This window comes from Paenibacillus lentus (assembly GCF_042714055.1).
Taxonomy (GTDB): domain Bacteria; phylum Bacillota; class Bacilli; order Paenibacillales; family Paenibacillaceae; genus Fontibacillus; species Fontibacillus lentus_A.
In genome coordinates this window covers 662154-688736 of record NZ_JBHGVC010000001.1, presented here as the reverse complement: position 1 = coordinate 688736, position 26583 = coordinate 662154, and the positions used below count along the sequence as shown (strand labels likewise).

Below are 26583 nucleotides of genomic sequence, written 5' to 3'. Positions count from 1 at the left end.
AGGAGTGACGGCGAACAAGAACAGCCGGGTCGAAATGACCCGGCTGTCAGTTTGTTTGCTTTATTTTAAGAGAAAATGCGTCGTATACTCTGAAGTACGGCAATCTCACGCGTATATCGTTGAAGTGAACTTCTTTATTTAATGGAGGCTTCATAAATGTCTTGAATGGATTTGGATAGCATTGTGTTGAATTCATCGTCGGTTTGCCCTGCGGCCAGTCCCTGGGAAAGAGCACGGGAGAAACTTGCAATCAATCCATGGTTATGCGCCAGCTTCTCATTGGCCTCCGCTTGAGTGTAGCCGCCGGACAGAGCCACAATCCGTACCACGTGTGGATCTTCCATTAGATCGCTGTAGAAATTGTCTTCCGTCGGTATGGAGAGCTTAAGCATGATCTTTGCGTCTTTGTGCAGGTTGGATAATTGAGTGGAAATTTCATCTTTTAACCATCTTTCCGAGGCACTCTTATCCGCGCTGTAGATGTCGACTTCCGGTTCGATGATCGGAACCAATCCCATTTCTATGATTTGTTTGCCAATCGCAAACTGCTGCTCAACGACTTTTTTGATTCCGGCAGCATTGGCTTCCTTAATTATCGAGCGCATTTTTGTCCCAAATATGTTTCGCTTCACCGCCCGTTTCAGAAGGTCGTTTAAGTCCGGAATGGGCTTCATGAGCTGAACCCCGTCTTGCATTTCGGCGAGACCTTTATCGACTTTTAGAAAAGGCACAATGCCTTTCTTCTCCCAAAGATAATCGGCCGTCAACTGCCCGTCAATCCAACGATCCATTGTGTTCTCAAATAGAATAGCACCCAAAATATACCGGGAATCAAACGCAGGACTCTTAATAATACGCGTCCTCATCTCGTGAACCAATTCATACATCTCATCTTCGTTGGAATAGCTGTTTTCTTCAATGCCATACTGCAGCAGAGCTTTAGGAGTACTACCTCCGCTTTGATCCAAGGCTGCTATAAAGCCCTTTCCCGTACGGATTCGCTCCAATTGCTTTGTATTCATCAATGTTCCTCCTTCCGTTTAATGGGCTGAATGGAATCTTGAATCATTTTATTATAACACTTTTACTTGCAGGCATACATTTTTGGCGTCCGTGGCACGAGGGTCTGTGTCATTTTTATCAAGTAAGAAAGGGGGGAGTCCCGATGGTCATTCTGCCGCACTCATGATCATTCCCTCCATCGGAGTTAGCAATCGGCTCTACCAAGACTTGCAGCTCGTAATAAAGCTTGTCGTTGCTGAATAGGGATAAATAAGATTTCTCAATGAGGATTAGCGGCCCCACTGTAACATATGACTGTGCAGCAGCATAGTCATAAAACTGCTCAATTACTCGTTCGAGCTCATCCTCTTCATGAATGAGGCTCTGCCTCGAAAGGTAATTCCCCTCAGGCAAAGAAAAATTGCCAGACTCTTGAGTTTCCAGGCACAAGGTGATTATATTTGAACCATCATATATATAATGAATATCCATTTCGAACAAATTCGGAATACGCTTCGTGTGCTCAGCTAATAGTTTGGCATTAAGCTTAGTGCGGATATCCATTTCGATCCAGTGTGCAAAATAGGTTGTGTTTCGCCGTTTTATATGATACTGATTAGACTGTGTCATTAAGTCCTGCTGTTCCTGCAAAATCTTCTGGATGAACTGCCTTAGCTCCTTGAGTCGCTGAAGTTCCGCCTCTATTTCACCTAGGGAAGAATGAAAGAGCTATCGATATTGATCCGCAGAAAAAGAAGTCATACATTCCTTAATGGATTGCACAGACACACCCAGCTTGCGAAGCAACAGAATATGCGCTAGCTGGTATACTTGGTCAATGCCGTACATTCTATACTGATTGTTATCTGTATAAGCGGGCGCAAGTACTCCCTTCTCTTCAAAATAACGAATTTGGTGAACAGATACGTTCATAAGCTTGGCTAATTCACTAATTGTAATTTCATTCTTCATCACGTTCACTCCTAAGGATAAAGCTTGGAATAACAACGATATACCTTAGATCAGACCTAAGGTCAAGGGATTACATAAAAATTATTGATTAAACCAGAAAATATGAAAAGAGAAAAGAGGTAAACCTATGAAAATCACAGTCGTTGAATATGATCCGAATTGGAAAAACGAGTATTTAAAAGAAGAACTCGCAATCAAGGAGATTCTTCAAGATGAACTTGTGAACAGTTTTCATATTGGCAGCACTTCTGTTCCAAATTTAAAAGCAAAACCGATCATTGACATTCTGCTTGTAGTTAACGATATCAATGAACTAGATACTTACTCTGCACAATTTGAAAATCTTGGTTATGAAGTGATGGGGGAATTCGGAATAGAAGGAAGGAGATATTTCCGTAAGGGTGGAGACAATCGCACTCATCAAATTCATGCTTTCCAGTATGATAGCCTTCAAGAAATCGAAAGACACCTATCGTTTCGAGATTATCTTCGTCAAAGTCCAGAAATATGTAAGGAATACGGAGAATTAAAAAGTCGATTAGCTGATCAATATCCAACGGGCATCGATGGCTATAGTGACGGTAAAAATGATTTTGTCAAAAAAATAGAAAAAGAAGCTCTCAAATGGCATTGGACTGTTCGCTAAGTTCAGATCATTCCGCCAAGCTTCAACTAGCCAGACTACAATCGGTTCAGGGCGAGCTTGCATATTATCGACAAAAGGATGATATCAAATGATGTAGGTGATGGAGCTATAATAGGTGCCGAATCGGTAGTTGTAAAGGATGTGGAGCCATATACTATCGTTGGCGGAAATCCAGCTAAGGAAATACGAAAACGTTATTCACCGGAGATCATTGAAGAGCTGTTGGAAATCAGCTGGTGGGACTGGGATATCGAAATTATTAATCAAAATATCGAGGTGATCGTCGGCGGGGATATTGAGTTGCTAAGAAAGCCTTGATGTAGTTGGGGAGATATAGTAAAGAGGGGCAATAACCCCCTCTTTTTTCCGGGTACTGATGGTTATTGAAGGAAAGTCCATTTGGATTGGCTTGCGATTATTTTTAGTATCAATGATTAATCTTTTATGGCGAACCATACCGTCCACGAATCCTTCTCAATGAGTGGAACTTGATTACCATTGAGCTTTTCTCTTATGAATGATATCAATTCTTGAAGTTCTAGATCTGTCAACTCATGAAGAATGGAACGCCCAGTTCTTAGCGACAAGTCTTTATTTAATTCTTCAAAGTCATGATAAACACGTCTTGTTTCCCAAAGTGAAACCGTTTTAGCTAGCCGAAATCCACTTGATTCCAACGCTTGCTCCACTAGTTCTGAATCAAACCTACGGGAAATCTCCTTATGAATTAACTGGGGAAACTTTTCAAAAAAATATCCTCGAATATGATTTTTATCCCCGGGCAGTAAACAATCATTGCGAGTTCTGTCTTGAACGATGAAAGTACCACCACTTTTAAGGATGCGATAAGCTTCCTTGAAACAAGCATTTAAGTCATTCAGATGATGTATGAGTGCTCTTTCTAATATAATATCAATGTCATTTGTGTGCAGGCTTGATTCGTAAGCGTGACCTTGTAGAAACGTGACGTTTTGGATACTCTTACAGTTATTAGCCGCTCCTTTTAACATCTCATCCGAGAAATCCACGCCAATTACATGAGATGCCCCCATCTCAATCAGGGTCTTTGTGTAAATGCCCCCTCCACAGCCAATATCTGCAATGCGTTTATTCGTTACGTCTACCGTATCTTTTATTAAAGATTTCCAGGATTCATCAGCGTTTCTTGCTGCATAAGTCAGTCTGTTTTGTTCATTATGAAAGTTTATTGGCACTTGAAAGTCTCCTCCTATCTAACGATTTCACCTGATGAAACTATGTTTCGCATTTTTTATTATACCATATAATTCTAACACACTCTTTTCCATCCACAATTCTACGAAAGAGGGACTGCCAAATGAGTCAAGACTGTCTAATGACACAAATGTATTACAATAAATATTACTTTGCGAAAAAATTTAATTTTACGGAGGGGCAATATTATGGAAATTTCAAAGGGAGTAGAAATGCTTCATCTAGATTTTCATGGGAATATTATTCACCCAATTCTTTTGTGGGATCGAGAAATGGCTGTTTTAATAGACACAGGATTCCCAGGGCAAATTGAAGATTTACGCGTGGCCATGGAAAAGGTAGAAGTGTCGTTCGACAAACTAAAAGTTGTGATTTTGACGCATCAGGATGTGGATCATATTGGCAGTCTCCCTGAAATTTTGCAGGAGTGTGGTAATAATATTAAAGTTTATGCACACGAACTGGATAAGCCGTATATTCAGGGGGAGATACCGCTTTTAAAAGACGGGCACCTTGAGAATCCACCGAAGGGCAGAGTGGACGAAGCCTTGATTGACGGTCAGGAACTGCCGTTTTGCGGCAGGATTCGCGTCATTCATACTCCTGGGCATACTCCCGGTCATATCAGCCTTTATTTAAGGCAAAGTAAGACTCTCATTGCCGGGGATTCGATGTACAGTGTAAACGGGAATCTTATGGGAATTCATGTCCCGACCACACCGGATATGAGTGCAGCTCGTCTCTCTTTAAAAAAGTATTTAGACCTCGACATTGCATCCGTGGTTTGTTATCACGGGGGATTAAGTAATGTAAATGTTAATGATCAGATATTAGGACTTAGCCAAGGATTATAAAGTTAAAGAAGTTTCAGCAGATTTTTTGATGAAATGATGTTGTTACGCTAACGGAAACAATAGTTTATTCAAGATACGATGGCAGCCGGCCAGAAGCACCGGCTGTTTTTTAATTGAACTAACGGGCAGAACAATTGATATCACAGACTATAACTAGTTTAAGTAAAAATTGTCTGTATTGGAGCCTTATAATATAAACAACATAATGATGGATTTTAAATCGTTGTTCTTTAACCATAAGGAGGATTGGTTATGCCAAAAGACCAATCTACGGATCTCATGAGAAGTATGATTGCGAAGCTTTACGCTACGATAACCGGTAGTGATGAGATCTTCCTCACTTAATGACTTCAGCGGAATATATCCAACAACCATTTTCTTCCCCGTTAACCGAAATAGTTTGTCCTTCGTAACTGGAAAGGTCATTTTCAGCACTTTCTGGAGATTGAGCGGTTTGCACGGATATTCTTGTTAAAGGTAAGCACATACAGAGATATTTTTTTACAATATTAGGGATCATATTCATTCCATCCCATGATATAGATCCAAAGAATTACATAGGTCTTTAAAAGTCATTGTAGCGAATAAACAAGTATGTGATTGGAAAATTTAAATTTTGAAGCGCAATTAATCGGTATATGAGGCAGCCCTTATTTGATACTAATACAACAGTTCTAATCATATTCTTTTAAAAGAAAATAATAAGAAGGAGTGTACAGTTATTTGATAAAGGTTAAGGTCAGTTTACGGCCCCTTGTAAGCAAGATAAATATGCCCACTGTTTTGAAAACAACTATACTTCCGGGCGACTCAATTGAAAGATTATTTATTGCAACTCAGGTAGGAGAGATCTTTTACATAGGGGAGGAGGTTATAAGGACTTTTTTAGATATTCGCCCACGAATTATAAAACTAGGTGTCTCTAGTGGTGGATATGATGAACGGGGATTGCTGGGGCTAGCATTTCATCCCGAATTTTATTATAACGGTCTGTTTTATCTCCATTATTCAGTAGCTGGAACCCAAGGTTCAGGCGCTCTTCCAGGTGCTTTTGAATCTTTTAAGCCTAACCCGTGTGATGCTAAAACCTTAAACCTAAAGTGGATAAATAGAGAAATTCAATATGATCATATTGATACAGTCGAAGAATGGATTCTACAATCGAATGGTCAACCTCAAAAACGGCGGACATTACTTAATATAAGAAGACCATTTTTAAATCATAATGGTGTTAATAGTTTAAACTTCTCACCTGAAACAGGAAAACTTGTTTTGACAACAGGAGATGGCGGATCAGGCTATGATCCATTTAATTTAAGCCAAGATGATATGGAAATCGCAGGTAAAATAATTGAAATTGATGTCGCTAAGAGTACATTTATCGATAATCCGCCCGTAGTCACACGTTTTAATGAGCTGCCCGTACCTATTCAGGAAACGCTTACGGTAATTGCAAAAGGAGTTCGCAATATGACAGGCATTTCATTTCAAAGGGGTTATAATCAGTATATCAAATATGTGGGAAATGTCGGTCAGGATCTGGTAGAGTCGATTTTTTCATTCGTTCATTATAAACCAATACCTGTTACCCGACTTGTTCAAGCTTCTTTAATGAAATCTGAACCTGACCAAGAAGGATTTATTAACTTTGGCTGGCGAGGATGGGAAGGTGCTTTTCCTACTTCAATAATAAAAGGCTGCTCTGCAAATCCGGCTTTGGAAGAGAAAACAATTGCATATTACGATGAAGCAGTAAAAACTTCAGTAAGGCGTCTTCAGCCTTTAACGAGTTATTATCATAAAGATGACAGACCCGATAAGTTTGAAGGAACTGCACTTACAGGAGTCCAGCCATATATGGGGAATGGAATCCCCAATTTAACGGGAAATATTGTGTTTACCGATCTAGCTCAGGCTAAAGAATCTCAACTTCCGGTTAGAGGGGTTTTAGCTTATACCAGGGTTGGAACGGACTGTAAACTAAATGATTTTAGTGTTATTGAAACCGATTATAATTTTGGGTCTCAATCAGCTTATTATGTTAGTTTGGGAACGAATCTGAATCAAACCAGACTATATTTAGGGGTTTATGGCTCTATGAAAGTAACTGACTTTAACCAAGGTACTGTTTTTGAAATTGTTCCATAATTTATAACTATAAAATTCGACTTAATAATCGGCATTCGGCACATGCCATGCCTATCCATAGACAGCCTTCCTATCTAAACTCCCTTAAAAAATTGCAAGTCATCTATAACCATTGTAAAATGGTCGGGACATGCATTTATTGGTATGCAAACAAAAAATGCATATCTATAAAGAAAGGGAGAGAATTTATGTTGGAATGGAGCAATATATGGCGGGGCTTGATGATCGGGACAGCGGATCTGATTCCTGGTGTTAGTGGGGGTACCATTGCAGTAATCTTAGGATTCTATGATCGCTTAATTCAATCAATTAGCGGTTTTTTCAGCAAGGAATGGAAGAAGCATCTCGGGTTTCTTATTCCGCTTGGCATCGGTGTTGTATCGGCCCTACTCATTCTAAGTCGGGTGATGAAATGGCTGCTGGCTAATCATGAACAGCCGACATATTTCTTTTTTATCGGACTTATCTTAGGGATTATTCCTTATCTCTATAAAAGTGCAGATGTTAAGCAGAACTTTAAAGCGATTCACTACATATTGTTTATTATCGCAGCAATTGCTATTGCGTTAACAGGCTTACTAGTACCAGTTGATGCACACAGCGATGTAAACATTGAACTTACTTTTATGTATGGGGTAGGCCTATTCGGAGCAGGGACGCTTGCCAGCATGGCAATGCTCCTTCCGGGGATTAGCGGTTCCTTTGTACTCCTACTAATCGGTGTGTACCCAATAGCAATAGAAGCGCTATCAACATTCAATCTGCCACTCATCGCAATTATCGGAAGCGGCGTTATATTCGGATTCATTCTTAGCAGCAAGCTCATTAAACATTTTCTAGCCACTCATCCTAGTATCATGTACGCTATTATTATTGGTACGGTTATAGGTTCCTTATATGTCATCTTTCCTGGAATGCCAACCGGGATCGCTACACTTGTAATCAGCTTGTTTGCCATGGTGTTTGGTTTATTCTGCTCTCTTAAGTTAGGAAACAAATAATAGCAGAAAGTGTCCTTTGCCACGTTACACTTCGTGACAAGGGGCACTTTCTTTAATGCACTGGGTATGCGGTAGAATTGGCTGCTCGCGGGTTGCCGAAACTATTTTGAAATCGTTAAAAAAGCGAAAAAGCCATTCTAAGATGGAGAGGGAATTAAGATGAGAGAATATCAGCTAATCAGTGACTATAGGAAAGTGGAAGCATTAAGAAAGAGCTTTTATGATCTTGCAAAGCAAACATTTGGGCTGGATTTCAAGGAATGGTATGATAGAGGGTTCTGGAACGATAGTTATATATGTTATTCATTCGTGGACGGCGAACATATCATTGCAAATGCTTCAATTAATAAGATGGTGCTGACGTCAAATGGAAAGGAATATACAGCTATCCAAATAGGCACGGTAATGACTCATCCCGATTATCGGAATCAAGGGCTGGCAGCTAAGCTGATGAACCATATCATTGAAAAATATGAGAAGGAATATGATTTTATTTATTTGTTTGCAAATAAAACAGTGTTGGATTTTTATCCGAAGTTTGGTTTTCAAAAGGTTCAGGAGAACAGCTACAGTCTGGCAGTATCTGATTTGAAAGAGCAAGTGGCACCGAAATCAGCTCTACGTAAGCTAGATGTCGATAATCAGACGGACTTTGAGCTAATGAAGGAGTTTGCAGCTGAAAGAATTCCCGTATCGTCAACTCTTGGTGTAAAGGATAGTAAGGATTTGTTAATGTTTTACTTTATTCTTGTTTTTCGAGACAGCATTTACTATGAACCAAATGAGGATGTAATACTTTTATTTGAACAAGAAGATCATGTACTGCATGTTTTTGATGTCATAAGCAAAAAGAAAATCCATATTGAAAAAGTGGTTAGTCATATGATTTCCGAAAAGACGGAGCTCATTCATTTTCATTTTGTGCCTGACATTGACAATGAGAACATCCAGTCAACTTTGGTTACAGAGACGGATGAAACGTTGTTTGTTCGTCCATTATTTGTGGTTAAAGGAAAATCTATTAAATTCCCGCTTACCTCACAAGCGTAGTTATTGGGCTGGGCGGATCCTCATCTGATACCCAGGAGATAACGGATCTACTATTCCTAATCCCAAGCAGGCTTGCTCAGCAGACGGTTAGCCGACTGACCGAATCCAGCCTTCATTCGCTGTCCCTCTTCATGTGATTTAGCATGTATACTTGTTCAAAAGGAACTCCGTACGGCGTCTTTGCCTCTTGAAAACCGACCTCTTTCAAAATACGGACTACTCCTTCATTGGATTCGGGCAAAAGATAGGTGCTCCGCGTATAAGGATAAGTTGCCGGAGGAAAGACATGATCCAGAATAGTCCGGATAACATGATGTTTGTCCTGTTCGTTGACATCGACATGGCACTGGTATAATACAACGGAATGCAGTCTGCCTTCGTTATCAAGCCTTTTTTGAAGCAAGGCATATCCGATGACATCGTTAGATGTATTGCTGACTAGAATCGATTCTCCAGAACGATTAAATTCCCAACGAACTTGCCAAGGAGCACGATAATTATAGAAGGGGAGTTTGCTTACATCTTGAGGAATGCCGTGTTTTATCGTGTATTGTCCGGTGTTTTCTTCCGCCATAAAAGCTGTAAGATCTAAAGCATCCCGTTTTTCTAAAAATAATAAATGATCGACGGTTTGGTACCCATATTCGCTATAGAGTTGGATTGCGCGTTTATTTACACGGAAAGCTTCCAGGCTTGCCATGTCAACCCCTTCCTTTTTATACAAATCCAATGTGGCCGACATTAGTTCTTTCCCCACTCCAGAACAGCGATGCGATACCGCTACGCTTGTACCCCCGTTCCAAGCCCACTTCTGTCCTTGAAACTCTTTGATTCCATTGAGAATTAGACCGACTGGTTCTCCCTCCGCATATGCGACAAAAGAAAACTCCGGTGCAAGCTCGAAATGGCCTAATCGGAACGTAAAGGGGTTGACTGACATTTGAGCATTGGAATAATAATCTGCAAAACCTTTGTTCCATGCTTCACTAGCGTCTTTGAGCGGGCATTCGCTTAACAGTCTGATCTCAATCATTGGAGCACCTCTTCATTATTCAAAATCATTTCTATATTTGATTGCCAACTATGAAATCTCATGGACTTTTTAAATTTACAGTTGTAATAGTTAATCGCCAAGTTGGGAAAGGCGGGAAAACGATGGAAATCATGCCTAAGATTTCTGAATCCGAATGGGAAATCATGAAGGTCATTTGGCGGGAAAACCCAATGACAGCCGAGCAAATTGTGCAGCATTTGCCAGAGGACATAGACTGGAGCGATCAGACGGTCAGAACCTTTATTAACCGGCTAATGAAGAAAAAAGCGCTAGGCTACCAGAAATCGGGCAGGAGTTATTTGTATTATCCGTTAATTTCGGAAAAAGAGTGCGTGCGCTCGGAAAGCCGTTCTTTTTTAAACCGAGTCTTTAACGGCGCAGCCGGATTGATGATGACCAATTTCTTGGAGGAGACCCAACTGTCGGATCAGGAGATTGAACGGCTGCAGCAAATTTTGCTGGAGAAGCAGGGAAAAGAAGCAAGGGATTCAAAAGACTAATCACAGCCTTAAAAGTACGTGTTCGAATAAGTCAGACTTTCAGCACCGAGGCTTATGCTTCCGATGTGCGTTTTTTCAAAACGCTTGAGTTGGATGAAGCTAAACGTCTCTTCAATTGGTTTGTTGCCCTCGACGCTGATGGCAAACGCAGCTGCAGTCGTGGTGCTGGCAGTTCAGCATCTGTTCCGCAGACGTATCCATGCGCGTGTAAGGCATGCACTATGGCTAATTGTACAACGAATGAAGCAGAAAAGAATACTGTTTTGCAGCCTCTATTGACCATGAAAGATACGGAACCCGAACTTTTGTATACAGAAAGCTTGAAGCCTATTATGAGTCTTTTGGATTTAGGAAGTTTTCTGTTGGAATGACAAGGAATATAATTCGATAGTGACCTATTTCAAGACAGAGTTGAGGTTTAAAGGAAATCCAAATTATCGTGAATGGGTGATAATATGTTGATAGAACACAATAATCTTGAAGAATATCGAGACCCGATTAATTATGATCTTGAATTTGGCGGCGAGATTAATAAATATAATTTCTATCTTGAACTTGCCAAATCGAACCCAGGGGAAGTTTTAGAACTTGCATGTGGTACAGGGTTAACAACAATACCTTTATCAAAATCCGGAATTACTATTACGGGTGTTGATATTTCTTCAGCGATGCTTGAATATGCGCGGGTTAAAGCTCAAGGTTTGCCTGTTACTTTTTCTGAAGGTGATGCTCGAACGTTTGAATCAGAAAAGCGGTTTTCCATGATTTATTTAACAGGAAATGCTTTTCAGGCATTTTTGAGTGATAAAGATCAAATAGCCTTACTTAGAACTGTGTACAAGCATTTAAAACCAAATGGGATTTTTGCATTCGAAACACGTAACCCCAAGGGAACTGATTTATCAAGTCAAGAGGAAACAATTTGGGGAGAATTTATCGATAAGGATGGAATTAACGTTAAGGTATCTGGAATGCAATCTTATGATGCAAGAAATCATATCATGCACTGGGTCACCTTCCGTGATTGGGGATATAAGAAAACTACTTCTCGAATTGCATGTCGTTTTACTGATAATGATACTCTGAAGTCTTTGTTAACTAGCCATGGTTTTAGTATTGAAAACCAATATTCAGACTGGGATAAAACTCTGTTCTCTCCTTTATCCTCTTCCATTATTAGCGTTTGTAGAAAATGCGTGTTGTGATATGTTCTTCCTACTTAGCGGCGGTATCGATCTTCATTTCTGATGATTTCCTGCATAGTAAGCTCCTTTCGGCGGTTAGGTTGGAACTTCGAGCCAAATTGGTCCGAAGTGGCACAAGGGCTTGTCCTATGAAAAAACGCCCGACTAGACATAATCCAAGCAGGCGTTTTGGAAACAGCAGAAACGGTATGCTTTTACATAGTTTTCTGCTGGCTAAATCGGGCCGCCATTTTTCTTAAGTTCATTTACTTAATTGGAAAATAAATATCAATTTCAGAGCTTTCATTATTTGCACCTGTAAACCGTTCTGTATAACATTCAAAATCATCACGATTAGCAAGTTCAAATCCACTTTTGGGAAACCAAATGCCCCAAATATAGTGATATGTCTGTTTTAAGGTATCAACTGTTCCTCTATGAATAAATTTTGCATATTTTCCGCCGCATAATTTTTTTCTTTGCATACCGCCACAAATAGGATAGTTTTCTGAAATCTCAATTCCCACAAATGCCGTAGTTTCGCTGTCCGTGTTAAATATATCAGAGGAACAGGTTTCTCCGGCTTCAAAAATCCCGTATCGTTTGTTGGAAAGAAGAGCGTGGGGAATTTGATTGTTAAACCGTTGCCACATGGTTACGCTTTCCCCTCCGGTAATAGTTGTTTTGAAGCGAAAACCCATGATATAGGTCGCGGGTATCATCATAATTTCCGGGTCTAAACCAGCATATGTGATAATAGTTTTATCAGGCTTCTGCGCCGATTGCCTGTTTCCAATCAAAACATCTATTCCGTTTTTTCTGTATTCGGTTGGGGTCAGGGAATATCTACCTTTAAAAGCCCTCGTAAAACTTTCCGCTGTTTCGAAATAAAGAGAAATCCCAATCTCTAATACCTTTTTTTCGCTATGCACCAAATCCCAAGCCGCTTGCGTCAAACGTCTGCTTCTGATATAACTCCCTATGGTTTCACCCATGACAGCCTGAAAGTAACGGTGAAAATGATAATAGGAGTAGGAAACCGCCTTAGCAACATCACATGCAGCAATCGGTTCATATAAATTATTTTCAATAAATACAATGGCTTTACCTATAATTTGTTCGTCGTTCAAAGGCGGCGTCCTTCCTCCTCAATGAATTATTTATAATTATATCATTTTATAAAAGTCTGGATTTGCTTTTTCTTGTGGCAATATCACTTCAATTTCTTTCTCATCTAATACTCCGACAGAAAAAGTCTGCCATTCATTGGCTTGGGGAGAGCCGAATGTCATTTCTATGGTTTTGTCAGTTACATCAAATACCATAGAACGTAAGGCACCGAAAAACTCTTTGTAATAGTGACAGCAAAGCCCATCAGGATATGACGTTGATAGCAGGGTCTTTATGTCATTTTTTGAAACTAGTCTGTTTTCGTTGAACAGTTTAACAATTCTGTCATTGCGGATTACAGAATTTTCAATTAGCATTCTCTCATAAGGCTTTATATCTTCCAACAGCACATGGTTTGTTGAACTCAGGTATACTTCATCAGTGTTCCCATCCAATATTTTATATGCCTTATGACCATCAACACATTGAAACAATGCTATTTTGTTGTAACTGTCAGCTAACATTAAATTAACATTAAAACCAATCGGTGCGGCCATTGTCCACTCTATGGCTTCTTCTACATATTTGCAATTTTCAAGTATGCTGCGAACAACAATCCAAAAACTAAACCCTGTCACCCCAGCTTTTTGACCACCCCCAAAATTACCAACAGGTATACCGTTACTGGCCTGACAAACTGCAAGTCCGTGTTCATTCATTCCGTCACATCTGCCGAATAAATTTAAGGTGGAACCCATATGCCGATACTTGCCCTTGATGTCAGTAAAAGCAAAACACATTTCTTCCATTTCATCATTGAAATCATAGCTTCTTGCCATAACCGTATGACCATTCTCGATCTTTTGTGGTAATGCCGCCATCAGGCTACATCCCCGTTCCAAATAGGTTGCCGCATAAAAAAGCACCTGTTCTGTGGAAGCTCCAATTGTATCTGAAAACCCTTTGATTTCCTCGTTAATACCTGGACAATAACAATCTAGTAAATTAAAAATTTTAGTAAACTTATCATGTGGATAAGCATTTGGAGGCAGTAATACCCTCTGCAATAAATCAGGCGTGGATAAAACCCATTTTCCTATTTGCGTTCCTACTTCATAACTTGTACCAACAAAGTTTTTTAGATTTACTTTTGTTTTTTCCATATATATCACCATTCCTTTCTCATATTATTAAGTTAAGATAAAAACTTAACTTGATATTTATTGCTGTTTACGAAGAACAATATGGTAAATAAAATTTGTATACATTACCTATCCGTTGACCGTTTAGCTCATATTTTCTTGATTTTTCCGTTGCCTCTCTACGCACTCGGCGCATTCGAGCCAATTTGGCCCGAAGTGTAGGGAGTCATATTTTAATTTCCCTAAAAATGTTCATTACTCCGTCTGTTGGCTGTCTATCTCATTGTTTTAGTGTTGGGTAGTTGCTTCCCTATGTGCCTGCCGGTTTTCTCAGTGATATAATATGTACGACACAACGTATCTTGGAAAAGGGAGATTGGCGGAAGGTGAAACGACAGACGGAGATGGGAATACGCATTTTAAAAGCAGTAATCGTAATTTGTCTTATGATGATATCCGCTTTATTAGGCTCGAATAGCAGGCAAGCTCAAAATGTACTTACCCCGTATCTTTCGCAAGAGGAGAATGTATTCTCGGTGCTGATTTTGGCGGAGGAGAACGACTACATCAAGCAAACCTACGAGCTTAACGAGATCGTTGGAGAGCATCTGGCTTATCTGACTAAGGCTGGGGTGCTGAGCAAGGATTCCAAAGAAGGAAAGAAGGTTGGAAAAGAGCTGGGTATTCGCCGTTTTCCGGCCTATATTTTGCTGGATCATAAAAAAGCTATTTTAATTCAGGACGATGTTCAGAAATTCAAATCCGAATCTAGGGAACGGATGATACAGAGATAATTTAATATATGAACCGTAATAAGACACGATCAGCTTAGTCAAATGCTAAGTGATCGTGTTTTTTCCTAAAAAACCGTACTTTTTTCTAAAAAAACAACATTCAAATGATCTGCGGTGTATGAAAAAATAATATTGCATAGGGTTTCATACCTATAACTGTATGATTCATCACTTGGTTTATCAAAAACGATAATGAGAGAGTGGGATTATAACGATGCTGCAGGCAAACGACCAATTTTGGCTAGAAAATGTCATTGATAAAATTACCACAAAAATGGATTGGGTCAGCGAGAAGTCCAGGAACAAAATTCCGTATACGACGATTAACGGTACGCATGACGACCGAACTGTAGATAACCCTACAGGTACCGTGGCGGACGGAATCAGCTGGTGGACGAACGGCTTCTGGGGCGGCATGATGTGGCTGATGTACCATGAAACCGGACAAGAGAAATACAAAGAGATTGCGAACATCTCGGAGGAGAAGCTGGACGAAGGCTTTCGCGAATATTACGGGCTGCATCACGATGTAGGCTTCATGTGGCTGCCCACAAGCGTCGCCAACTATAAAGTAACGAAGAACCCGGAATCCAGAAAAAGAGCTATGCATGCCGCCAACCTGCTTGCAGGACGCTTTAACCTGGCGGGCGGCTTCATTCGCGCTTGGAATGATCTGCCGGAGGGAGATACCCGGGGCTGGGCGATCATCGACTGCATGTTCAACATCCCGCTCCTGTATTGGGCTACAGAGGAAACCGGCGATCCGCGGTTCCAGCAAATTGCTATGAAGCATGCAGACACCTCGATGGAGGCGTTTGTCAGACCCGATGGCTCCGTCAACCATATCGTTGAGTTCGACCCGTTCCAGGGAGGCGTAGTCAAAACCTACGGCGGACAGGGCTACGAGGAAGGCTCCTCCTGGACAAGAGGGCAGACGTGGGCCCTATACGGCTTCATGATGAGCTATATCCATACTGGAAAAGAAGAATACTTGAATACCGCGAAGCGGATCGCGCATTACTTCATTTCTAATATTCCTGACAACGGAATCATTCCCATTGATTTCAGACAGCCGAAGGAGCCAGCGTACGAGGATTCTACAGCGGCAGCCATCGCAGCCTGCGGTCTGATCGAAATCGCCAAGGCGGTCGGGCAGCATGAGAAGGATCTATACCTGAATGCCGCATTAAAGCTGCTGAAAACGCTGGATGAATCCCGTAGCGACTGGACGAAAGATTCCGATTGTATCTTGATCAACGGCTCTGCGGCCTACCACAACCCAGATCGCCATACAGCGATCATTTACGGCGACTATTACTTCATGGAGGCTATGTTCAAGCTGAAGGGCAACGATTTATATTTGTGGTAATTATGTTGTTTTATTGGTGAGGCTGTTCTTAAGGAACGGCCTTTTTTTTATAATTTGGAAAAGAACTTTATATTTTGTTTTATACTTTATACGAATATTGCATATTTTAGACAGCCCTCTTCTTTGTTGCTGTAGTATATGAATTGAGCCAGCTTAATTTATCAAGACTTGTCTAAGAAGGGATGGAACGTCAGTCGAAAGCATGATAGAAAAAATATACAACGGATCACTTCAGCCGGACGAGTACATAAATCCACAAGATCCCGAATACCGCAAGCTTACTAAGGAAACTTCTGATCTAATGGAAGAGTGTCAAAAAAGATTTTCGGAGAGTCACTTTAGTTTTATTGAAGAGATCATCGATTTGTATGGGAAGACTTACTCCATGCACTCCACCGCGTCATTTATCCATGGCTTTAAAATCGGTGCTTTAATGATGATTGAGGTGCTGAGTGGAAAGGAACAAACATAGGGGAAGCCTAGTATCCCAAGGCCATTAGTCACTCTAAAATGCTACTTTCTACTTATTCACGAGTGCATTGCTAGTACCTCCGAATCATGATAAATTTTCCCAAAACTGATATTCTTTTTGTATAATTTGGTGAGAATTGTATTGCGTGAAGCAGGTGAGGGAGATAAGTAGTAAGCAAAGTGTTAATACGGACAGGCTGCTCCAGTTGTCTAAAGATATGAAGCGCCTTGACCAGATCATTGAAGAGCGAATAGTGAGATTGCAGGCGGATATTCAAAATGTAGCTCATTCGACTAGAATAAGATACCCAGAATCGATGGATGTACGATCCTCAGCTAATCGTGCGGAAGAAATGCTGTATAACATACGTAGGCAAGCCCAGAATATTCATGACCAATTACATAACAAAAGTAATCTGTTGAAATCGATAGCTGGACAATATGCTGAAGATGAGGCCAAAATCAAGGCTTTAGTAAAACAGAGTCCGATGAAATTCTCAATTCAGCCCGGATTCCGAAAAGAAATGGCAGCAAAGTATCCAACCCGCTTTACGGTTGATGTCATGAAACAGTTCAGTCTGCTTGACCTGATCAAATATGCCATTCAACAGACAAAGCAAATCACGTTAGAAGCCAGACTAAGTAAGTTTCGGGAAGATAAGAAAATCAATGCCTATTTTGAAATGCTGCACGATGGGAACGATGAGGAGCGTTTATTTGCCGAACAGCAGCTCACGATAATTAAGAATGCCTTCGACCAAATCGCTCAACATCAAACGGAATATTCGATTTATAGCAAGTTTGGCAACCAGAAGTATATGGACGAAGCTCATCAATTGGCGGAGCAAGCACGGGCACAGTTAAAAGAGCTTGGTGTATCAGAGAAATGGTATGCGGCCGATGTTAATTTAAAAGCTCATTATATAGGCTCACCTCTGAGTGCGCTTAGGTATGATCCATACAAAACAGATGGTTCGGTCATGCCTACCCTGAGTGAACAGCGACTGGCCATTGCATTAGGTATGATTGACTTGAAATATCAGAACTGGGCAAGGGAACGCTATGATTTAATTGAGGCCGGAGCGATCGCAGCTGATGTAAAGCGGAGAGGAATTCCACTTAAGGTGGAGGAATATAATCAGACCATCTCGAAACAGAATATTGAGTATGTACAGCAATATCTAGCAGAAATAAATCTATATCGTGGCGAAATAACGGGAAAATATAGCCCTGAGCTGCTAAATGCTGTTGAAAGATTCCAAGAAAATTTTAACTCTAGTGAATTATCTACGGAGCTCCAGTATGAGTTCGTGGTCAATGGTAAAATAGATCATAGAGTATTAAACCTGATTTATATGAAAAAAGGTCTCGTCGAAAAAGCGCCTCACAAACTTGATATGTGTCTAATACCGGGGAGCTTAGAGGATACAAGAAGTATATTCGAAAAAACGAAAGATTACTTTAATAAATCAATAAACAGCTTCAAAGAAATTGGCTCCGATATTATGGTTGCCGCAGATGAGCGGTGGAATAAGGCGCTGGATTCACCGGGCGATTTTCTGAATTATATTAGCTTCGGCATTCCCAAAGGAATTTACGATGGCTATGCTTATCGAGCTGAGAACAGGAATGAATCTGCTTATACTTATATTGATTGGTTATCCTCCGGAGTATTGTCCGGGGTGTATGAACCCTTGGTAGGCGCCTTTAACCCGGACGATCCATATTCCAAAGAGCATTGGCTAGATAGTGCAGGGCTGGCCGCTATGTTTGTAGGTTTGGGGGCTGCAAGAATGCAGCTTAAATCCAACTCGAAAGGCAACGGTGGGTCATATAAAAGTAATACTACCCCAGAAGTTAATAAGAAAGAGCAAGTAGAGATTGATGGGACGGAAAAAGTAGTAAGTGAAGCAGATAGGGCTAAATTAAGTAAGTGGACTTATAAACCGGATGATGATTTGTATTTAAAATATAAGGATGTATATGATAACCCTAAATACTATAATCAGGAAACAGGTGAAATAAATTGGCCTATAAATGATGGGTTCTTAAATACACCAATAAAAGAAACTTTACAACCTGGAATTAAAATAGATAGATATGGTTATGATACAGGTACATTTGTTTCTCCAGAAGGTATTCCTTATGAAATGAGAGCTGTGGCACCAGGTACTGATTCTAGACCTTATAGCGTATTTGAAGTCGTTACCCCTCTTGAAGTTAAGGGAGGAGAAATAGCACCATGGTTTGATGCAGTTGGAGGCGGCATACAGTATGTATTGCCAGATACAGTAGAAAATTTATTAGAAGACGGCATAATAAGGAGGATTACACCGTAATGAAAATTAAAGAACTAGAGCAAAAATTAATAGAAATTAATGTACCCAAAGATGTTTATTCGATATTAAAAGGAGGCCATCCAAACGAACAGTATTGTATAAATAGAGATGGGGATAACTGGGAAGTTTATTATAGCGAAAGAGGAAACAAAACAGGATTAAAAGTATTTAATGATGAGGATACAGCTTGTGAATACTTTTATAAAAAAGTAGCAAAATACGCAAAAATAAATTAACTTATTTTAAAATGATATTGGTTATTAAAGATATAGTATTCGGCTCTGAATCCCCACAATATAAGTAGACACAGATATTATTGCTTTACGTTAGAAATGAATCTTTAAAGTAAAATCTAACCCATTTAATACTCGTATAAAAAGTTTACGTCCACCAATAATGCCTAAACTTAGGAGAATTGTTAATTGTGGTTGACGGTAAAACCACAAGGATATTTGGGGGATAGAAATGTATGGATTTTGAATTGTTTTTAGAATCTAATTTAAGTTGCAAATCATTGGCAGAAGTTATTGGAAAAATAATAATCTACATTTTGAACGAAAAGGTATCGGTTCACAACGATTGGAACTGAATACTTTTCATTAGCTAATGAAATTGAGGATATTTCTGACATAAATTTTGTTAGAAATCATTATGACTTAGATGTTAATGTTTGCATTAGGGGTCAGTTATTTGGTAACGCTTTTTATCAAGGACTGGAATCTTTGTTTAAAGTTATGGGGAATTTTATGAAACAATATGTGGTAACCTGTTATTTTTAGAAAATGGTTCAGATCAGCTACTTAGAAAAGAAAATGGTCAGTTAATTGTCAATAATGATTTGAATCAATACCAGATAAAATATTTAACCCTAAGTTTACTTAGCTTACTTGATCATTCTTACATCGAAGAAAAATTGCTAAACTAGAGTATTTCGTTTGTTGGGCTGTCTAACTCATGTAATAACCGTTTAAAGATTTCTCCATTCTGTTTGTACGGACATCGATGTTTGAATTGCTACCTAAACGCTTTTTCGTTATATTGACAGGTCAACATGGTCAAATATTAGCATGATTGACCTGTTTTGTTACGTCCACCTACCTTCCTTCGCACCACGCACCGCCAAATTATCGCTCAAGAAACGATGAAGCTAAGTAAATTCTTCTATTTCCTTTTAGAGTAGTAGCTATGTTCATTGAAAATCAATGACACAGAAGGAGTCGATTTTAAAGACCCAGGTGGTTTGGGTAATATTTCTCTTAAAGGAACTTTTTTGAATTCAAAACAACAACCGTTAAATCCAGCTCAACAACAAGCGGTAATTCAAAATTTAACAAAACCTATAAAAAACAACACTGCTGTTGATGTTCATATCATTGATACTTTAGGATGGAGTAAGGAGGTAGTAACAGGATTGAAGGAGGCCCTAAAGGATTCAAAAGTGAAGATAATTTTCCTTGAATAGTAGGAGGGAATCAACTTGGCTCAAAGTGCCATTCGTTATAAGGATAATACTAGATATATTCAGGATTCGCTTTTAGGTGAGGTTCTGCGTGAAATTTTTGAGGTAACTGATAATAAAATTACGGAAAACCCAATTAAATATGGATGGTTAATTGAAGCTATTCATGAATGGTGGGGGGATTTTGAGGACATGCCTCCTGGTTTAAAAGACATTGATTTAGATAAATGGTTAATTGATCATGGCAGGATATCAGATTTAGAAGAGATATTAAATATTGCCCAAGATAAAGTTGATATGAAGATTCATCTTGAAATTATAAAATTTATTGAAGTACTTAAGGTTAAATAATGATTCTTTAAAACAACAACACATCTCCATCCTGAACCCAATGAATCCACCTTTTAACTAACAAGTAGTTTGGTCGTGGCTCCCGAGAATGCCCATTGCACTTGGTATCATTGATTTATTCATAATTTATAAAACAAGGGCTCGTTTGAAAAAACACAGCTATTCCATATTGAAACTATACACTAGTGTCGGTATAATGAGATTACAAAAACGACAATGGTGTATAGTTTTATTTTTTCTTTTAATTTCCTTATGAAGGAGGTGATACTATGGCTCCAAAAGTTAGCGAAGAATATAAAAGAGAGAGAAAAAAAGAATTGATCAAAGCAGCCAAGAAAGTGTTTATCGAAAAAGGATACGTACACACATCTATGCAAGATATTATGGATGAAGCCGGAGTCTCCAGAGGGGCATTTTACAGTTACTTCGATAATATTGACCATGTTTTTATTGAAGTCTTAAAATATCATGACCAACAAGATGTTCAGCATATCGTACCCTCTGATGAAGGGCCTATCTGGCCCCATTTAAAACGCTGGATAGAAGCACAGCAGCTTCATATTGAGGCTATTGATCAATCGTTGGTGCACGCAAAGGCAGAATTCTTTTTATCGTCCAAATATGTGAAGAATAAAAATAATTTCCCTTACATTGCTGAACGATACAATCGTACTGCGGAAGCTATTGAAAAAGTATTGCTTGAAGGCGTTCAGCGAGGGGAATTTAGCCCCAAATTGCACCCTTCTTCTATTGCCAGGTATCTCATTTCATTTATAAATGGTTTAATGTTGGACACGTTTCAATTGGGACACGAGAAAACCAAAGTGAAAGAGCAATTAATCGTCTTTATTTCCTCTTTGGAAAATCTAATTAATCCAGCACACAATGCAAAATAAGGAGTGGTCGTTATGTTGTTCGAATCATCAAGAATCAGATTAAGAAAAATGACGCACGAAGATACAGAGCTGTATCACGCATGGAGAAATGATATGGATGTGATGCAATCCACCAATCCGTCTTTAGACGTTTATTCCCTGGAGGAAACGAAAGATTTTGTTGATCAGGTCATCCTAGGGGCGCATTCCGCTAAAAGCTACATTATGGTTGATAAAACTAATGAAACACCAATTGGCGTTGTATCCTTAATCCTTATTGATTATAAAAACAGAAATGCGGAGTGCATTATTGACATTGGAGAAAAGGAATATTGGGGAAAAGGCTACGGTTCAGAAGGACTGAAGCTGCTGCTGGACTATGCTTTTTACGAAATGAATCTGCACAGGGTATCTCTTAAGGTATTTTCGTTTAATGACAGGGCCATTCATCTGTATAAAAAAATCGGCTTTGAACAGGAAGGAATGATCAGGGAATGCCTGTTTAGAAAAGGAAAATGGTATGACATCATTCAAATGGGTATTCTCCAGGATGAGTATTTTAACCAGTAAAATGAAAGGCTGTCTACGATAGCTGAGTCCCCCCTGTAATCGGCTTGTATAATAATACAAACCCTAAAATCATGGCTACAAAAGGCTTTAAATTAGACAGTATAGACGCTTTCCTAACTTAAGCCGAGTTCAATCCTTCTTTTGAATAATATCAAAAAAAGCGGCTGCTGATTATCAACAACCGCTTTTTTCCTTGTTTATTGAACTCTCTTGCGAAGCAGCACGAGCAGCCAAATAATGCCAGCAGCCAGAATCGTGTGGCCGAGTCCAGCGATATGAGGCAGGAAGCTGATGTCGGTGCCGTTGATTTGCAGCATGCCGCGAACCGCCATAGCGGCGATGGTAATGATCAGGCCTAGATTATATACGATATACCAGGCCCCGAATGATTTTGCTTCATGCACCTGGAATACTTTGGCCAGGATCAGGGCGACGGTGAAGAAGAGGAAGCCCAGCACCAAAATATGCGTATGGAGGGCAACGAGGACGGTTTGTCCGCTGAATTCGTTGAGTTTGGTGATCTCACGATAGGCTACCCCGGCGATCAGGCCGAGTACCGCGTAGAAAAAGGACGTATAATATAATTTTTTCACGATTTATTCTCTCCTTTAAAGAGTAGTTCTTTCTGATTTACGGTCAGTATAGCACGGCCAAATGAACGCAATATGAACACATTATGAAAGAATTTTAACAAAGTGAAACAATTCACGTTATAGTGGGAAACAACAAAAAGCAGCTGCCGACACGAGGTCAACAGCTGCTTAAAAATACATATAATAGCATAATTATGCATGGTGATTAAAGCCGTAATAGATTATGAATGGCTGCTATTTTCTCTTCCGTCAACGACGAGCTCCAGTTCTCCAGTCATGGAGTCGATCAGCATGCCGTGAACAGGGATGTTCGAAGGAAGAAGCGGATGTTTTTTTACGATCTCGACGGTATGGATTATACCTTCTTTTTCGTTACTGAAGCCGCGCAGCCATTTTCTTAGCCTAATCCCCGAGTTCTCCAGCGTGCTCAGCACATCATCTGAAATTCCGCGCTCCCTCATCTCGTTAATCATATGCTCCGAATTCAAGGAAGCCATGCCGCAGCCCGTATGTCCAACGATGAACACTTCCTCGGCTTGCAGCTCGTAAATGGCCAGCAGCAGACTCCGCATAACGGATCCGAAAGGCTGGGAGATGACGGCACCTGCATTTTTAATAATTTTGGCGTCGCCGTTGCGCAGGTTCATGGCTTTAGGCAGAAGCTCGACAAGTCTGGTATCCATGCAAGTTACGATGGCGATTTTCTTATCCGGGAATTTGTCCGTGATGTATGCCTCGTATTCTTTCTCGGTTACAAACTTCCTGTTGTGCTCCATAATCGTTTCGATTTGGCTCATAGTGTTACCTCCTTATTGCTTGTGACTTACTTCCAACTGCTCCTAACTTACTTCTTCCTTGCTTCCTGCCGATGATCGACAAGACGCATATTCCATTTATAAAGCTGCGATATGCCATCTAAACGGAATGTTTTGCTAGATTCATCTCCCTTAAGGAACAGCTTATCCTCAAAAAAACGGCTGGCCACATCAAGAGTCATTTTTATGGGAAAGCTCCTTTGCTCAGGTTGCGACAAAAAGTGATACACTCTCATCTGAATCTTCACAGAATACATGGCTTCAAAATTTGATTATACGTGGTGTAAAAAGTATCATCAAGAGGAAGGTATAAATTTCTGGATAGAGGTGGGAAATAATATGAATCAGACAACCGCTTCAACTTGGGAACAATTTCAAGATTTGCTGCGCAAAATTAAAAGCTATCATGAAGCTGTAGCACTGATGCATTGGGATCTTCGCACCGGCGCACCGAAGAAAGGGGCGCAGGGCCGTTCCGAAACGATCGGCGTGCTGATGACGGAAGCCTTCAGGCTTCAAACGTCGGAAGAGATGGGAAAATTGCTCACCTACTTAAACTCGCCGACCGTATTTGCCGAGCTTGATGAAGTGAAACAACGGATCATTACCGTAACCCAGGAGGAATACGATCGCAGCGTAAAGATTCCGCCTCATAAGTACCAGGAATATACGGAGCTTACTGCGCTGGCGGAGACCCTGTGGGAGGATTTCAAAGAACAGGGCGACTACGCCGGGTTCGAGCCTTACTTGGCGCAAATCGTGGAGAAGACAGGGGAGTTCATCGATTATTGGGGGCCGAAGGCAACGCGGTACGATACGCTGCTTCATTTATATGAACCGGATTTGACTGTAGAAAAGCTCGACGAAGTTTTCGGGCAGCTTCGCGATCGGCTCGTACCATTAGTGGAGGAGATCAGGAAGGCTTCCACGGAGCCGCAGGCCTCCTTTATGAATCAACTATTTGATAAAGCTCAGCAGGAGAAATTTGGATTGTTTATGCTGGAGCAGATTGGTTATGATTTCGAAGCCGGCCGCGTGGATGAAAGCGTTCATCCCTTCGAAATTACGTTAAACCAGGGCGATATCCGCATCACGACGCAATACTTACAGGACGACGTAACCTTTGCTCTGTTCAGTTCCTTGCATGAAGGAGGCCACGCCCTGTATGAACAGAATGTGAGCTCCGAGCTTGCTGGAACCCCGCTGGGCGAAGGGGCGTCGATGGGGATACATGAATCCCAGTCCCGCCTTTGGGAGAATTTCATCGGACGCAGCCATGAATTCTGGACGCGATATTACGGCGACTTGCAGCAGCATTTCCCGGAACAGTTCAAGAATGTTACCGTGGACGATTTTTATAAAGCGGTAAACCGCGTAGAAAATTCATTGATCCGCATTCAGGCCGACGAACTGACCTACAATCTGCATATCATTATTCGCTATGAGATTGAGAAGCAGCTGTTCAATGAAGGTCTATCGGTCAGCGAGCTGCCGAAGGTATGGAATGAGAAATACAAGACCTACCTCGGCCTGACACCGCCGAATGACAGCTTGGGCGTGCTGCAGGATGTGCACTGGTCCGGCGGCAGCTTCGGCTACTTCCCTTCCTATGCGCTCGGCAACATGTATGCGGCGCAAATCGTCAACACGATGCGCAAGCAATTGCCAAAGTTCGATGAACTGATTGCAGAAGGCAATTTCGCACCCATCAAAGAGTGGCTTACGGAGCAAATTTATAAATACGGCAAAAGCCAAAAGCCAGCCGAAATTATTAAACGGGTAACGGGCGAGGAGCTTAATCCGAATTATTTGGCCGATTATTTGGAGCAGAAGTATAAGGCGATCTACGGGCTGAAATAACGTTTTGATTTTCGAATTGAGGCTAGTTTAGCACAAGAAGAGACCGTCACTAACATCTATACAGATCGTTAGCGACGGTCTCTTTCTGCATGTCATAACCAAATGAAAGGCTGCCGCATATCCTTTACTAAAGCTTCTATATGAAAGAGGTGAGCGAAATGTGGAACAAACGTCATGCCGCAGCCTGGATCCTGCTATTCATTTTCTTCCCCGCACTTATTGGCGGGTGCGGAGGCGGCGGCCAGTCGCATAAGGTTAAAATTGGGGAAGTCACCCGTTCTGTCTTTTATGCACCGCAATATGTCGCTTTGGAAAAGGGTTTTTTTGAGGAAGAAGGATTGGACGTAGAGCTGCAAACGACAGCCGGAGGAGATAAGACGATGACCGCCCTGCTGTCAGGCGCGATCGATGTGGCTCTGGTCGGTGCCGAAACCTCAATCTATGTATACCAGCAAGGGGCGGAAGATCCGGTAATCAACTTTGCACAGCTCACGCAGACGGATGGGACGTTTCTCGTCGCCAGAGAGCCGCTTGATGATTTTGATTGGTCACAGCTTCGGGGGGCGGTATTCCTTGGACAACGCAAGGGCGGGATGCCGCAGATGGCTGGAGAGTTTACGCTGCGCAAGCACGGCATCGATCCGCAGAATGACCTGGAGCTGATTCAGAATATCGATTTTGCCAATATTGCTGCCGCATATGCTTCGGGTACGGGACAGTTTGTACAGCTCTTTGAGCCGCAGGCTTCGATCTTCGAACGGGAAGGCAAGGGACATGTCATTGCCTCCTTCGGCACGGAGAGCGGACGATTGCCTTACACGGTATTTATGACGAAGCAGAGCTATATGAGCAAAAACGATGAGATCGTTCAAAAGTTCACCGATGCGATTCATAAAGCTCAAAAGTGGGTGCAGGAGCATTCAGCGGCCGAAACGGCAAGTGTGATCTCTCCTTATTTCAAGGATACGGATATGGATATTCTCGAGAGCTCGGTGAAGCGTTATTTGGAGCAGGGATCATACGCGGAATCTCCAGAGATAACAGAGGAGTCCTGGAATAACCTGCTTGACGTGATGGAGGGGGCAGGAGAGCTGAAAGAGCGAGTAGCCGTAAATGAACTCGCGAACAACAAATATGCGCAATTTGCAATAGAGTCAAACCCATCGCCGTGAGGGAGGAAGGTGTAAACCA

Annotated in this window: 28 protein-coding genes and 1 pseudogene; 19 read left to right on the top strand and 10 right to left on the bottom strand. The window is 40.9% G+C overall.

Annotated features, from left to right (window positions below):
* Positions 1 to 134: 134 nt before the first annotated feature.
* From ACE3MQ_RS02960 to ACE3MQ_RS02950, 3 genes are all read right to left on the bottom strand, one after another.
* On the bottom strand, positions 135 to 1022 hold the full coding sequence (locus ACE3MQ_RS02960) for a fructose bisphosphate aldolase (RefSeq protein ID WP_379390428.1): 888 nt from the start codon (positions 1020 to 1022) through the stop codon (positions 135 to 137).
* Positions 1023 to 1140: 118 nt separating this feature from the next.
* On the bottom strand, positions 1141 to 1632 hold the full coding sequence (locus ACE3MQ_RS02955) for a hypothetical protein (protein WP_379390426.1): 492 nt from the start codon (positions 1630 to 1632) through the stop codon (positions 1141 to 1143).
* A gap of 99 nt (positions 1633 to 1731) precedes the next feature.
* Positions 1732 to 1974 (bottom strand): MerR family transcriptional regulator, encoded by a 243-nt coding sequence (locus ACE3MQ_RS02950; protein WP_379390424.1) that lies wholly within the window; start codon positions 1972 to 1974, stop codon positions 1732 to 1734.
* A gap of 127 nt (positions 1975 to 2101) precedes the next feature.
* Between ACE3MQ_RS02950 and ACE3MQ_RS02945 the strand changes: the two genes are divergently transcribed.
* Together ACE3MQ_RS02945 and ACE3MQ_RS02940 are read left to right on the top strand one after the other, a co-directional pair.
* Positions 2102 to 2620 carry a GrpB family protein gene (locus ACE3MQ_RS02945; protein WP_379390422.1) on the top strand — a complete coding sequence of 173 codons (519 nt, stop codon included), beginning with the start codon at positions 2102 to 2104 and terminating at the stop codon, positions 2618 to 2620.
* A gap of 93 nt (positions 2621 to 2713) precedes the next feature.
* Positions 2714 to 2938, top strand: a pseudogene (locus ACE3MQ_RS02940) (LbetaH domain-containing protein); the annotation flags it as partial.
* 116 nt (positions 2939 to 3054) lie between these two features.
* Here the strand turns inward: ACE3MQ_RS02940 and ACE3MQ_RS02935 are convergent.
* Positions 3055 to 3834 carry a class I SAM-dependent methyltransferase gene (locus ACE3MQ_RS02935; RefSeq protein WP_379390420.1) on the bottom strand — a complete coding sequence of 260 codons (780 nt, stop codon included), beginning with the start codon at positions 3832 to 3834 and terminating at the stop codon, positions 3055 to 3057.
* Between the two features lie 207 nt (positions 3835 to 4041).
* Here ACE3MQ_RS02935 and ACE3MQ_RS02930 point away from each other — a divergent pair, with 207 nt between their 5' ends.
* The 4 genes from ACE3MQ_RS02930 (at position 4042) to ACE3MQ_RS02915 (ending at position 8906) form a co-directional block, all read left to right on the top strand.
* Positions 4042 to 4707: an MBL fold metallo-hydrolase gene (locus ACE3MQ_RS02930; protein ID WP_379390418.1), complete on the top strand. Its 666-nt coding sequence runs from the start codon at positions 4042 to 4044 to the stop codon at positions 4705 to 4707.
* Positions 4708 to 5430: 723 nt separating this feature from the next.
* Positions 5431 to 6855 (top strand): PQQ-dependent sugar dehydrogenase, encoded by a 1425-nt coding sequence (locus ACE3MQ_RS02925; RefSeq protein ID WP_379390416.1) that lies wholly within the window; start codon positions 5431 to 5433, stop codon positions 6853 to 6855.
* 191 nt (positions 6856 to 7046) lie between these two features.
* Complete coding sequence (locus ACE3MQ_RS02920; RefSeq protein ID WP_379390723.1) at positions 7047 to 7856, top strand: DUF368 domain-containing protein; 810 nt, start codon at positions 7047 to 7049, stop codon at positions 7854 to 7856.
* Positions 7857 to 8015: 159 nt separating this feature from the next.
* Positions 8016 to 8906, top strand: a complete 891-nt coding sequence (locus ACE3MQ_RS02915; RefSeq protein WP_379390414.1) for a GNAT family N-acetyltransferase — start codon at positions 8016 to 8018, stop codon at positions 8904 to 8906.
* A 112-nt stretch (positions 8907 to 9018) separates the two neighbouring features.
* Here ACE3MQ_RS02915 and ACE3MQ_RS02910 read toward each other — a convergent pair whose 3' ends face one another.
* Positions 9019 to 9939: a GNAT family N-acetyltransferase gene (locus ACE3MQ_RS02910; RefSeq protein ID WP_379390412.1), complete on the bottom strand. Its 921-nt coding sequence runs from the start codon at positions 9937 to 9939 to the stop codon at positions 9019 to 9021.
* A 122-nt stretch (positions 9940 to 10061) separates the two neighbouring features.
* Here ACE3MQ_RS02910 and ACE3MQ_RS02905 point away from each other — a divergent pair, with 122 nt between their 5' ends.
* A complete protein-coding gene (locus ACE3MQ_RS02905; protein ID WP_379390410.1) occupies positions 10062 to 10460 on the top strand; it encodes a BlaI/MecI/CopY family transcriptional regulator in 399 nt (132 codons plus the stop codon).
* A gap of 458 nt (positions 10461 to 10918) precedes the next feature.
* Positions 10919 to 11665 carry a class I SAM-dependent methyltransferase gene (locus ACE3MQ_RS02900; RefSeq protein WP_379390408.1) on the top strand — a complete coding sequence of 249 codons (747 nt, stop codon included), beginning with the start codon at positions 10919 to 10921 and terminating at the stop codon, positions 11663 to 11665.
* 245 nt (positions 11666 to 11910) lie between these two features.
* Here ACE3MQ_RS02900 and ACE3MQ_RS02895 read toward each other — a convergent pair whose 3' ends face one another.
* Positions 11911 to 12774, bottom strand: coding sequence for an AraC family transcriptional regulator (locus ACE3MQ_RS02895; protein ID WP_379390406.1), 864 nt, complete (start codon positions 12772 to 12774; stop codon positions 11911 to 11913).
* 36 nt (positions 12775 to 12810) lie between these two features.
* Positions 12811 to 13917 carry a C45 family autoproteolytic acyltransferase/hydolase gene (locus ACE3MQ_RS02890; protein ID WP_379390404.1) on the bottom strand — a complete coding sequence of 369 codons (1107 nt, stop codon included), beginning with the start codon at positions 13915 to 13917 and terminating at the stop codon, positions 12811 to 12813.
* Between the two features lie 365 nt (positions 13918 to 14282).
* Between ACE3MQ_RS02890 and ACE3MQ_RS02885 the strand changes: the two genes are divergently transcribed.
* The 9 genes from ACE3MQ_RS02885 (at position 14283) to ACE3MQ_RS02845 (ending at position 22124) form a co-directional block, all read left to right on the top strand.
* Positions 14283 to 14690, top strand: a complete 408-nt coding sequence (locus ACE3MQ_RS02885) for a hypothetical protein (protein WP_379390402.1) — start codon at positions 14283 to 14285, stop codon at positions 14688 to 14690.
* Between the two features lie 214 nt (positions 14691 to 14904).
* Entirely contained in the window at positions 14905 to 16059 is a 1155-nt protein-coding gene (locus ACE3MQ_RS02880; protein ID WP_379390400.1) for a glycoside hydrolase family 88 protein, read from the top strand.
* 202 nt (positions 16060 to 16261) lie between these two features.
* Positions 16262 to 16531, top strand: a complete 270-nt coding sequence (locus ACE3MQ_RS02875) for a DUF6809 family protein (protein WP_379390398.1) — start codon at positions 16262 to 16264, stop codon at positions 16529 to 16531.
* A 205-nt stretch (positions 16532 to 16736) separates the two neighbouring features.
* Entirely contained in the window at positions 16737 to 18869 is a 2133-nt protein-coding gene (locus tag ACE3MQ_RS02870; protein WP_379390396.1) for a glycohydrolase toxin TNT-related protein, read from the top strand.
* The gene (locus tag ACE3MQ_RS02865; RefSeq protein WP_379390394.1) at positions 18869 to 19105 is read left to right on the top strand and encodes a hypothetical protein; all 237 of its coding nucleotides are present in this window, start codon (positions 18869 to 18871) and stop codon (positions 19103 to 19105) included. Before ACE3MQ_RS02870 ends, ACE3MQ_RS02865 begins: the two co-directional genes overlap by 1 nt.
* A gap of 956 nt (positions 19106 to 20061) precedes the next feature.
* Positions 20062 to 20331: a hypothetical protein gene (locus ACE3MQ_RS02860; RefSeq protein WP_379390392.1), complete on the top strand. Its 270-nt coding sequence runs from the start codon at positions 20062 to 20064 to the stop codon at positions 20329 to 20331.
* Between the two features lie 15 nt (positions 20332 to 20346).
* Positions 20347 to 20679 (top strand): hypothetical protein, encoded by a 333-nt coding sequence (locus tag ACE3MQ_RS02855; protein WP_379390390.1) that lies wholly within the window; start codon positions 20347 to 20349, stop codon positions 20677 to 20679.
* Positions 20680 to 20948: 269 nt separating this feature from the next.
* Positions 20949 to 21575, top strand: a complete 627-nt coding sequence (locus tag ACE3MQ_RS02850; RefSeq protein ID WP_379390388.1) for a TetR/AcrR family transcriptional regulator — start codon at positions 20949 to 20951, stop codon at positions 21573 to 21575.
* A 12-nt stretch (positions 21576 to 21587) separates the two neighbouring features.
* A complete protein-coding gene (locus ACE3MQ_RS02845; RefSeq protein WP_379390386.1) occupies positions 21588 to 22124 on the top strand; it encodes a GNAT family N-acetyltransferase in 537 nt (178 codons plus the stop codon).
* Between the two features lie 197 nt (positions 22125 to 22321).
* Here ACE3MQ_RS02845 and ACE3MQ_RS02840 read toward each other — a convergent pair whose 3' ends face one another.
* The 3 genes from ACE3MQ_RS02840 to ACE3MQ_RS02830 form a co-directional block, all read right to left on the bottom strand.
* Positions 22322 to 22717, bottom strand: coding sequence for a DUF2871 domain-containing protein (locus tag ACE3MQ_RS02840; RefSeq protein ID WP_379390384.1), 396 nt, complete (start codon positions 22715 to 22717; stop codon positions 22322 to 22324).
* A 221-nt stretch (positions 22718 to 22938) separates the two neighbouring features.
* Positions 22939 to 23514 carry a beta-class carbonic anhydrase gene (locus ACE3MQ_RS02835; protein ID WP_379390382.1) on the bottom strand — a complete coding sequence of 192 codons (576 nt, stop codon included), beginning with the start codon at positions 23512 to 23514 and terminating at the stop codon, positions 22939 to 22941.
* A gap of 47 nt (positions 23515 to 23561) precedes the next feature.
* Complete coding sequence (locus ACE3MQ_RS02830) at positions 23562 to 23714, bottom strand: hypothetical protein (RefSeq protein ID WP_379390380.1); 153 nt, start codon at positions 23712 to 23714, stop codon at positions 23562 to 23564.
* A gap of 157 nt (positions 23715 to 23871) precedes the next feature.
* On the opposite strand from ACE3MQ_RS02830, the gene ACE3MQ_RS02825 reads away from it, so the two are divergent.
* The gene (locus ACE3MQ_RS02825; protein ID WP_379390377.1) at positions 23872 to 25392 is read left to right on the top strand and encodes a carboxypeptidase M32; all 1521 of its coding nucleotides are present in this window, start codon (positions 23872 to 23874) and stop codon (positions 25390 to 25392) included.
* Between the two features lie 158 nt (positions 25393 to 25550).
* Positions 25551 to 26564 carry an ABC transporter substrate-binding protein gene (locus tag ACE3MQ_RS02820; RefSeq protein WP_379390375.1) on the top strand — a complete coding sequence of 338 codons (1014 nt, stop codon included), beginning with the start codon at positions 25551 to 25553 and terminating at the stop codon, positions 26562 to 26564.
* Positions 26565 to 26583: the final 19 nt, after the last annotated feature.

Excerpts from the sequence above, each read along its gene's own strand:
- ACE3MQ_RS02835 (WP_379390382.1), bottom strand. The coding sequence starts at position 23,514 with ATGAGCCAAATCGAAACGATTATGGAGCACAACAGGAAGTTTGTAACC.
- ACE3MQ_RS02890 (WP_379390404.1), bottom strand. The coding sequence starts at position 13,917 with ATGGAAAAAACAAAAGTAAATCTAAAAAACTTTGTTGGTACAAGTTAT.
- ACE3MQ_RS02960 (WP_379390428.1), bottom strand. The coding sequence starts at position 1,022 with ATGAATACAAAGCAATTGGAGCGAATCCGTACGGGAAAGGGCTTTATA.
- ACE3MQ_RS02825 (WP_379390377.1), top strand. The coding sequence starts at position 23,872 with ATGAATCAGACAACCGCTTCAACTTGGGAACAATTTCAAGATTTGCTG.
- ACE3MQ_RS02930 (WP_379390418.1), top strand. The coding sequence starts at position 4,042 with ATGGAAATTTCAAAGGGAGTAGAAATGCTTCATCTAGATTTTCATGGG.
- ACE3MQ_RS02875 (WP_379390398.1), top strand. The coding sequence starts at position 16,262 with ATGATAGAAAAAATATACAACGGATCACTTCAGCCGGACGAGTACATA.
- ACE3MQ_RS02955 (WP_379390426.1), bottom strand. The coding sequence starts at position 1,632 with ATGACACAGTCTAATCAGTATCATATAAAACGGCGAAACACAACCTAT.
- ACE3MQ_RS02845 (WP_379390386.1), top strand. The coding sequence starts at position 21,588 with ATGTTGTTCGAATCATCAAGAATCAGATTAAGAAAAATGACGCACGAA.
- ACE3MQ_RS02830 (WP_379390380.1), bottom strand. The coding sequence starts at position 23,714 with ATGACTCTTGATGTGGCCAGCCGTTTTTTTGAGGATAAGCTGTTCCTT.
- ACE3MQ_RS02945 (WP_379390422.1), top strand. The coding sequence starts at position 2,102 with ATGAAAATCACAGTCGTTGAATATGATCCGAATTGGAAAAACGAGTAT.
- ACE3MQ_RS02880 (WP_379390400.1), top strand. The coding sequence starts at position 14,905 with ATGCTGCAGGCAAACGACCAATTTTGGCTAGAAAATGTCATTGATAAA.
- ACE3MQ_RS02915 (WP_379390414.1), top strand. The coding sequence starts at position 8,016 with ATGAGAGAATATCAGCTAATCAGTGACTATAGGAAAGTGGAAGCATTA.
- ACE3MQ_RS02820 (WP_379390375.1), top strand. The coding sequence starts at position 25,551 with ATGTGGAACAAACGTCATGCCGCAGCCTGGATCCTGCTATTCATTTTC.
- ACE3MQ_RS02950 (WP_379390424.1), bottom strand. The coding sequence starts at position 1,974 with ATGAAGAATGAAATTACAATTAGTGAATTAGCCAAGCTTATGAACGTA.
- ACE3MQ_RS02865 (WP_379390394.1), top strand. The coding sequence starts at position 18,869 with ATGAAAATTAAAGAACTAGAGCAAAAATTAATAGAAATTAATGTACCC.
- ACE3MQ_RS02850 (WP_379390388.1), top strand. The coding sequence starts at position 20,949 with ATGGCTCCAAAAGTTAGCGAAGAATATAAAAGAGAGAGAAAAAAAGAA.
- ACE3MQ_RS02910 (WP_379390412.1), bottom strand. The coding sequence starts at position 9,939 with ATGATTGAGATCAGACTGTTAAGCGAATGCCCGCTCAAAGACGCTAGT.
- ACE3MQ_RS02905 (WP_379390410.1), top strand. The coding sequence starts at position 10,062 with ATGGAAATCATGCCTAAGATTTCTGAATCCGAATGGGAAATCATGAAG.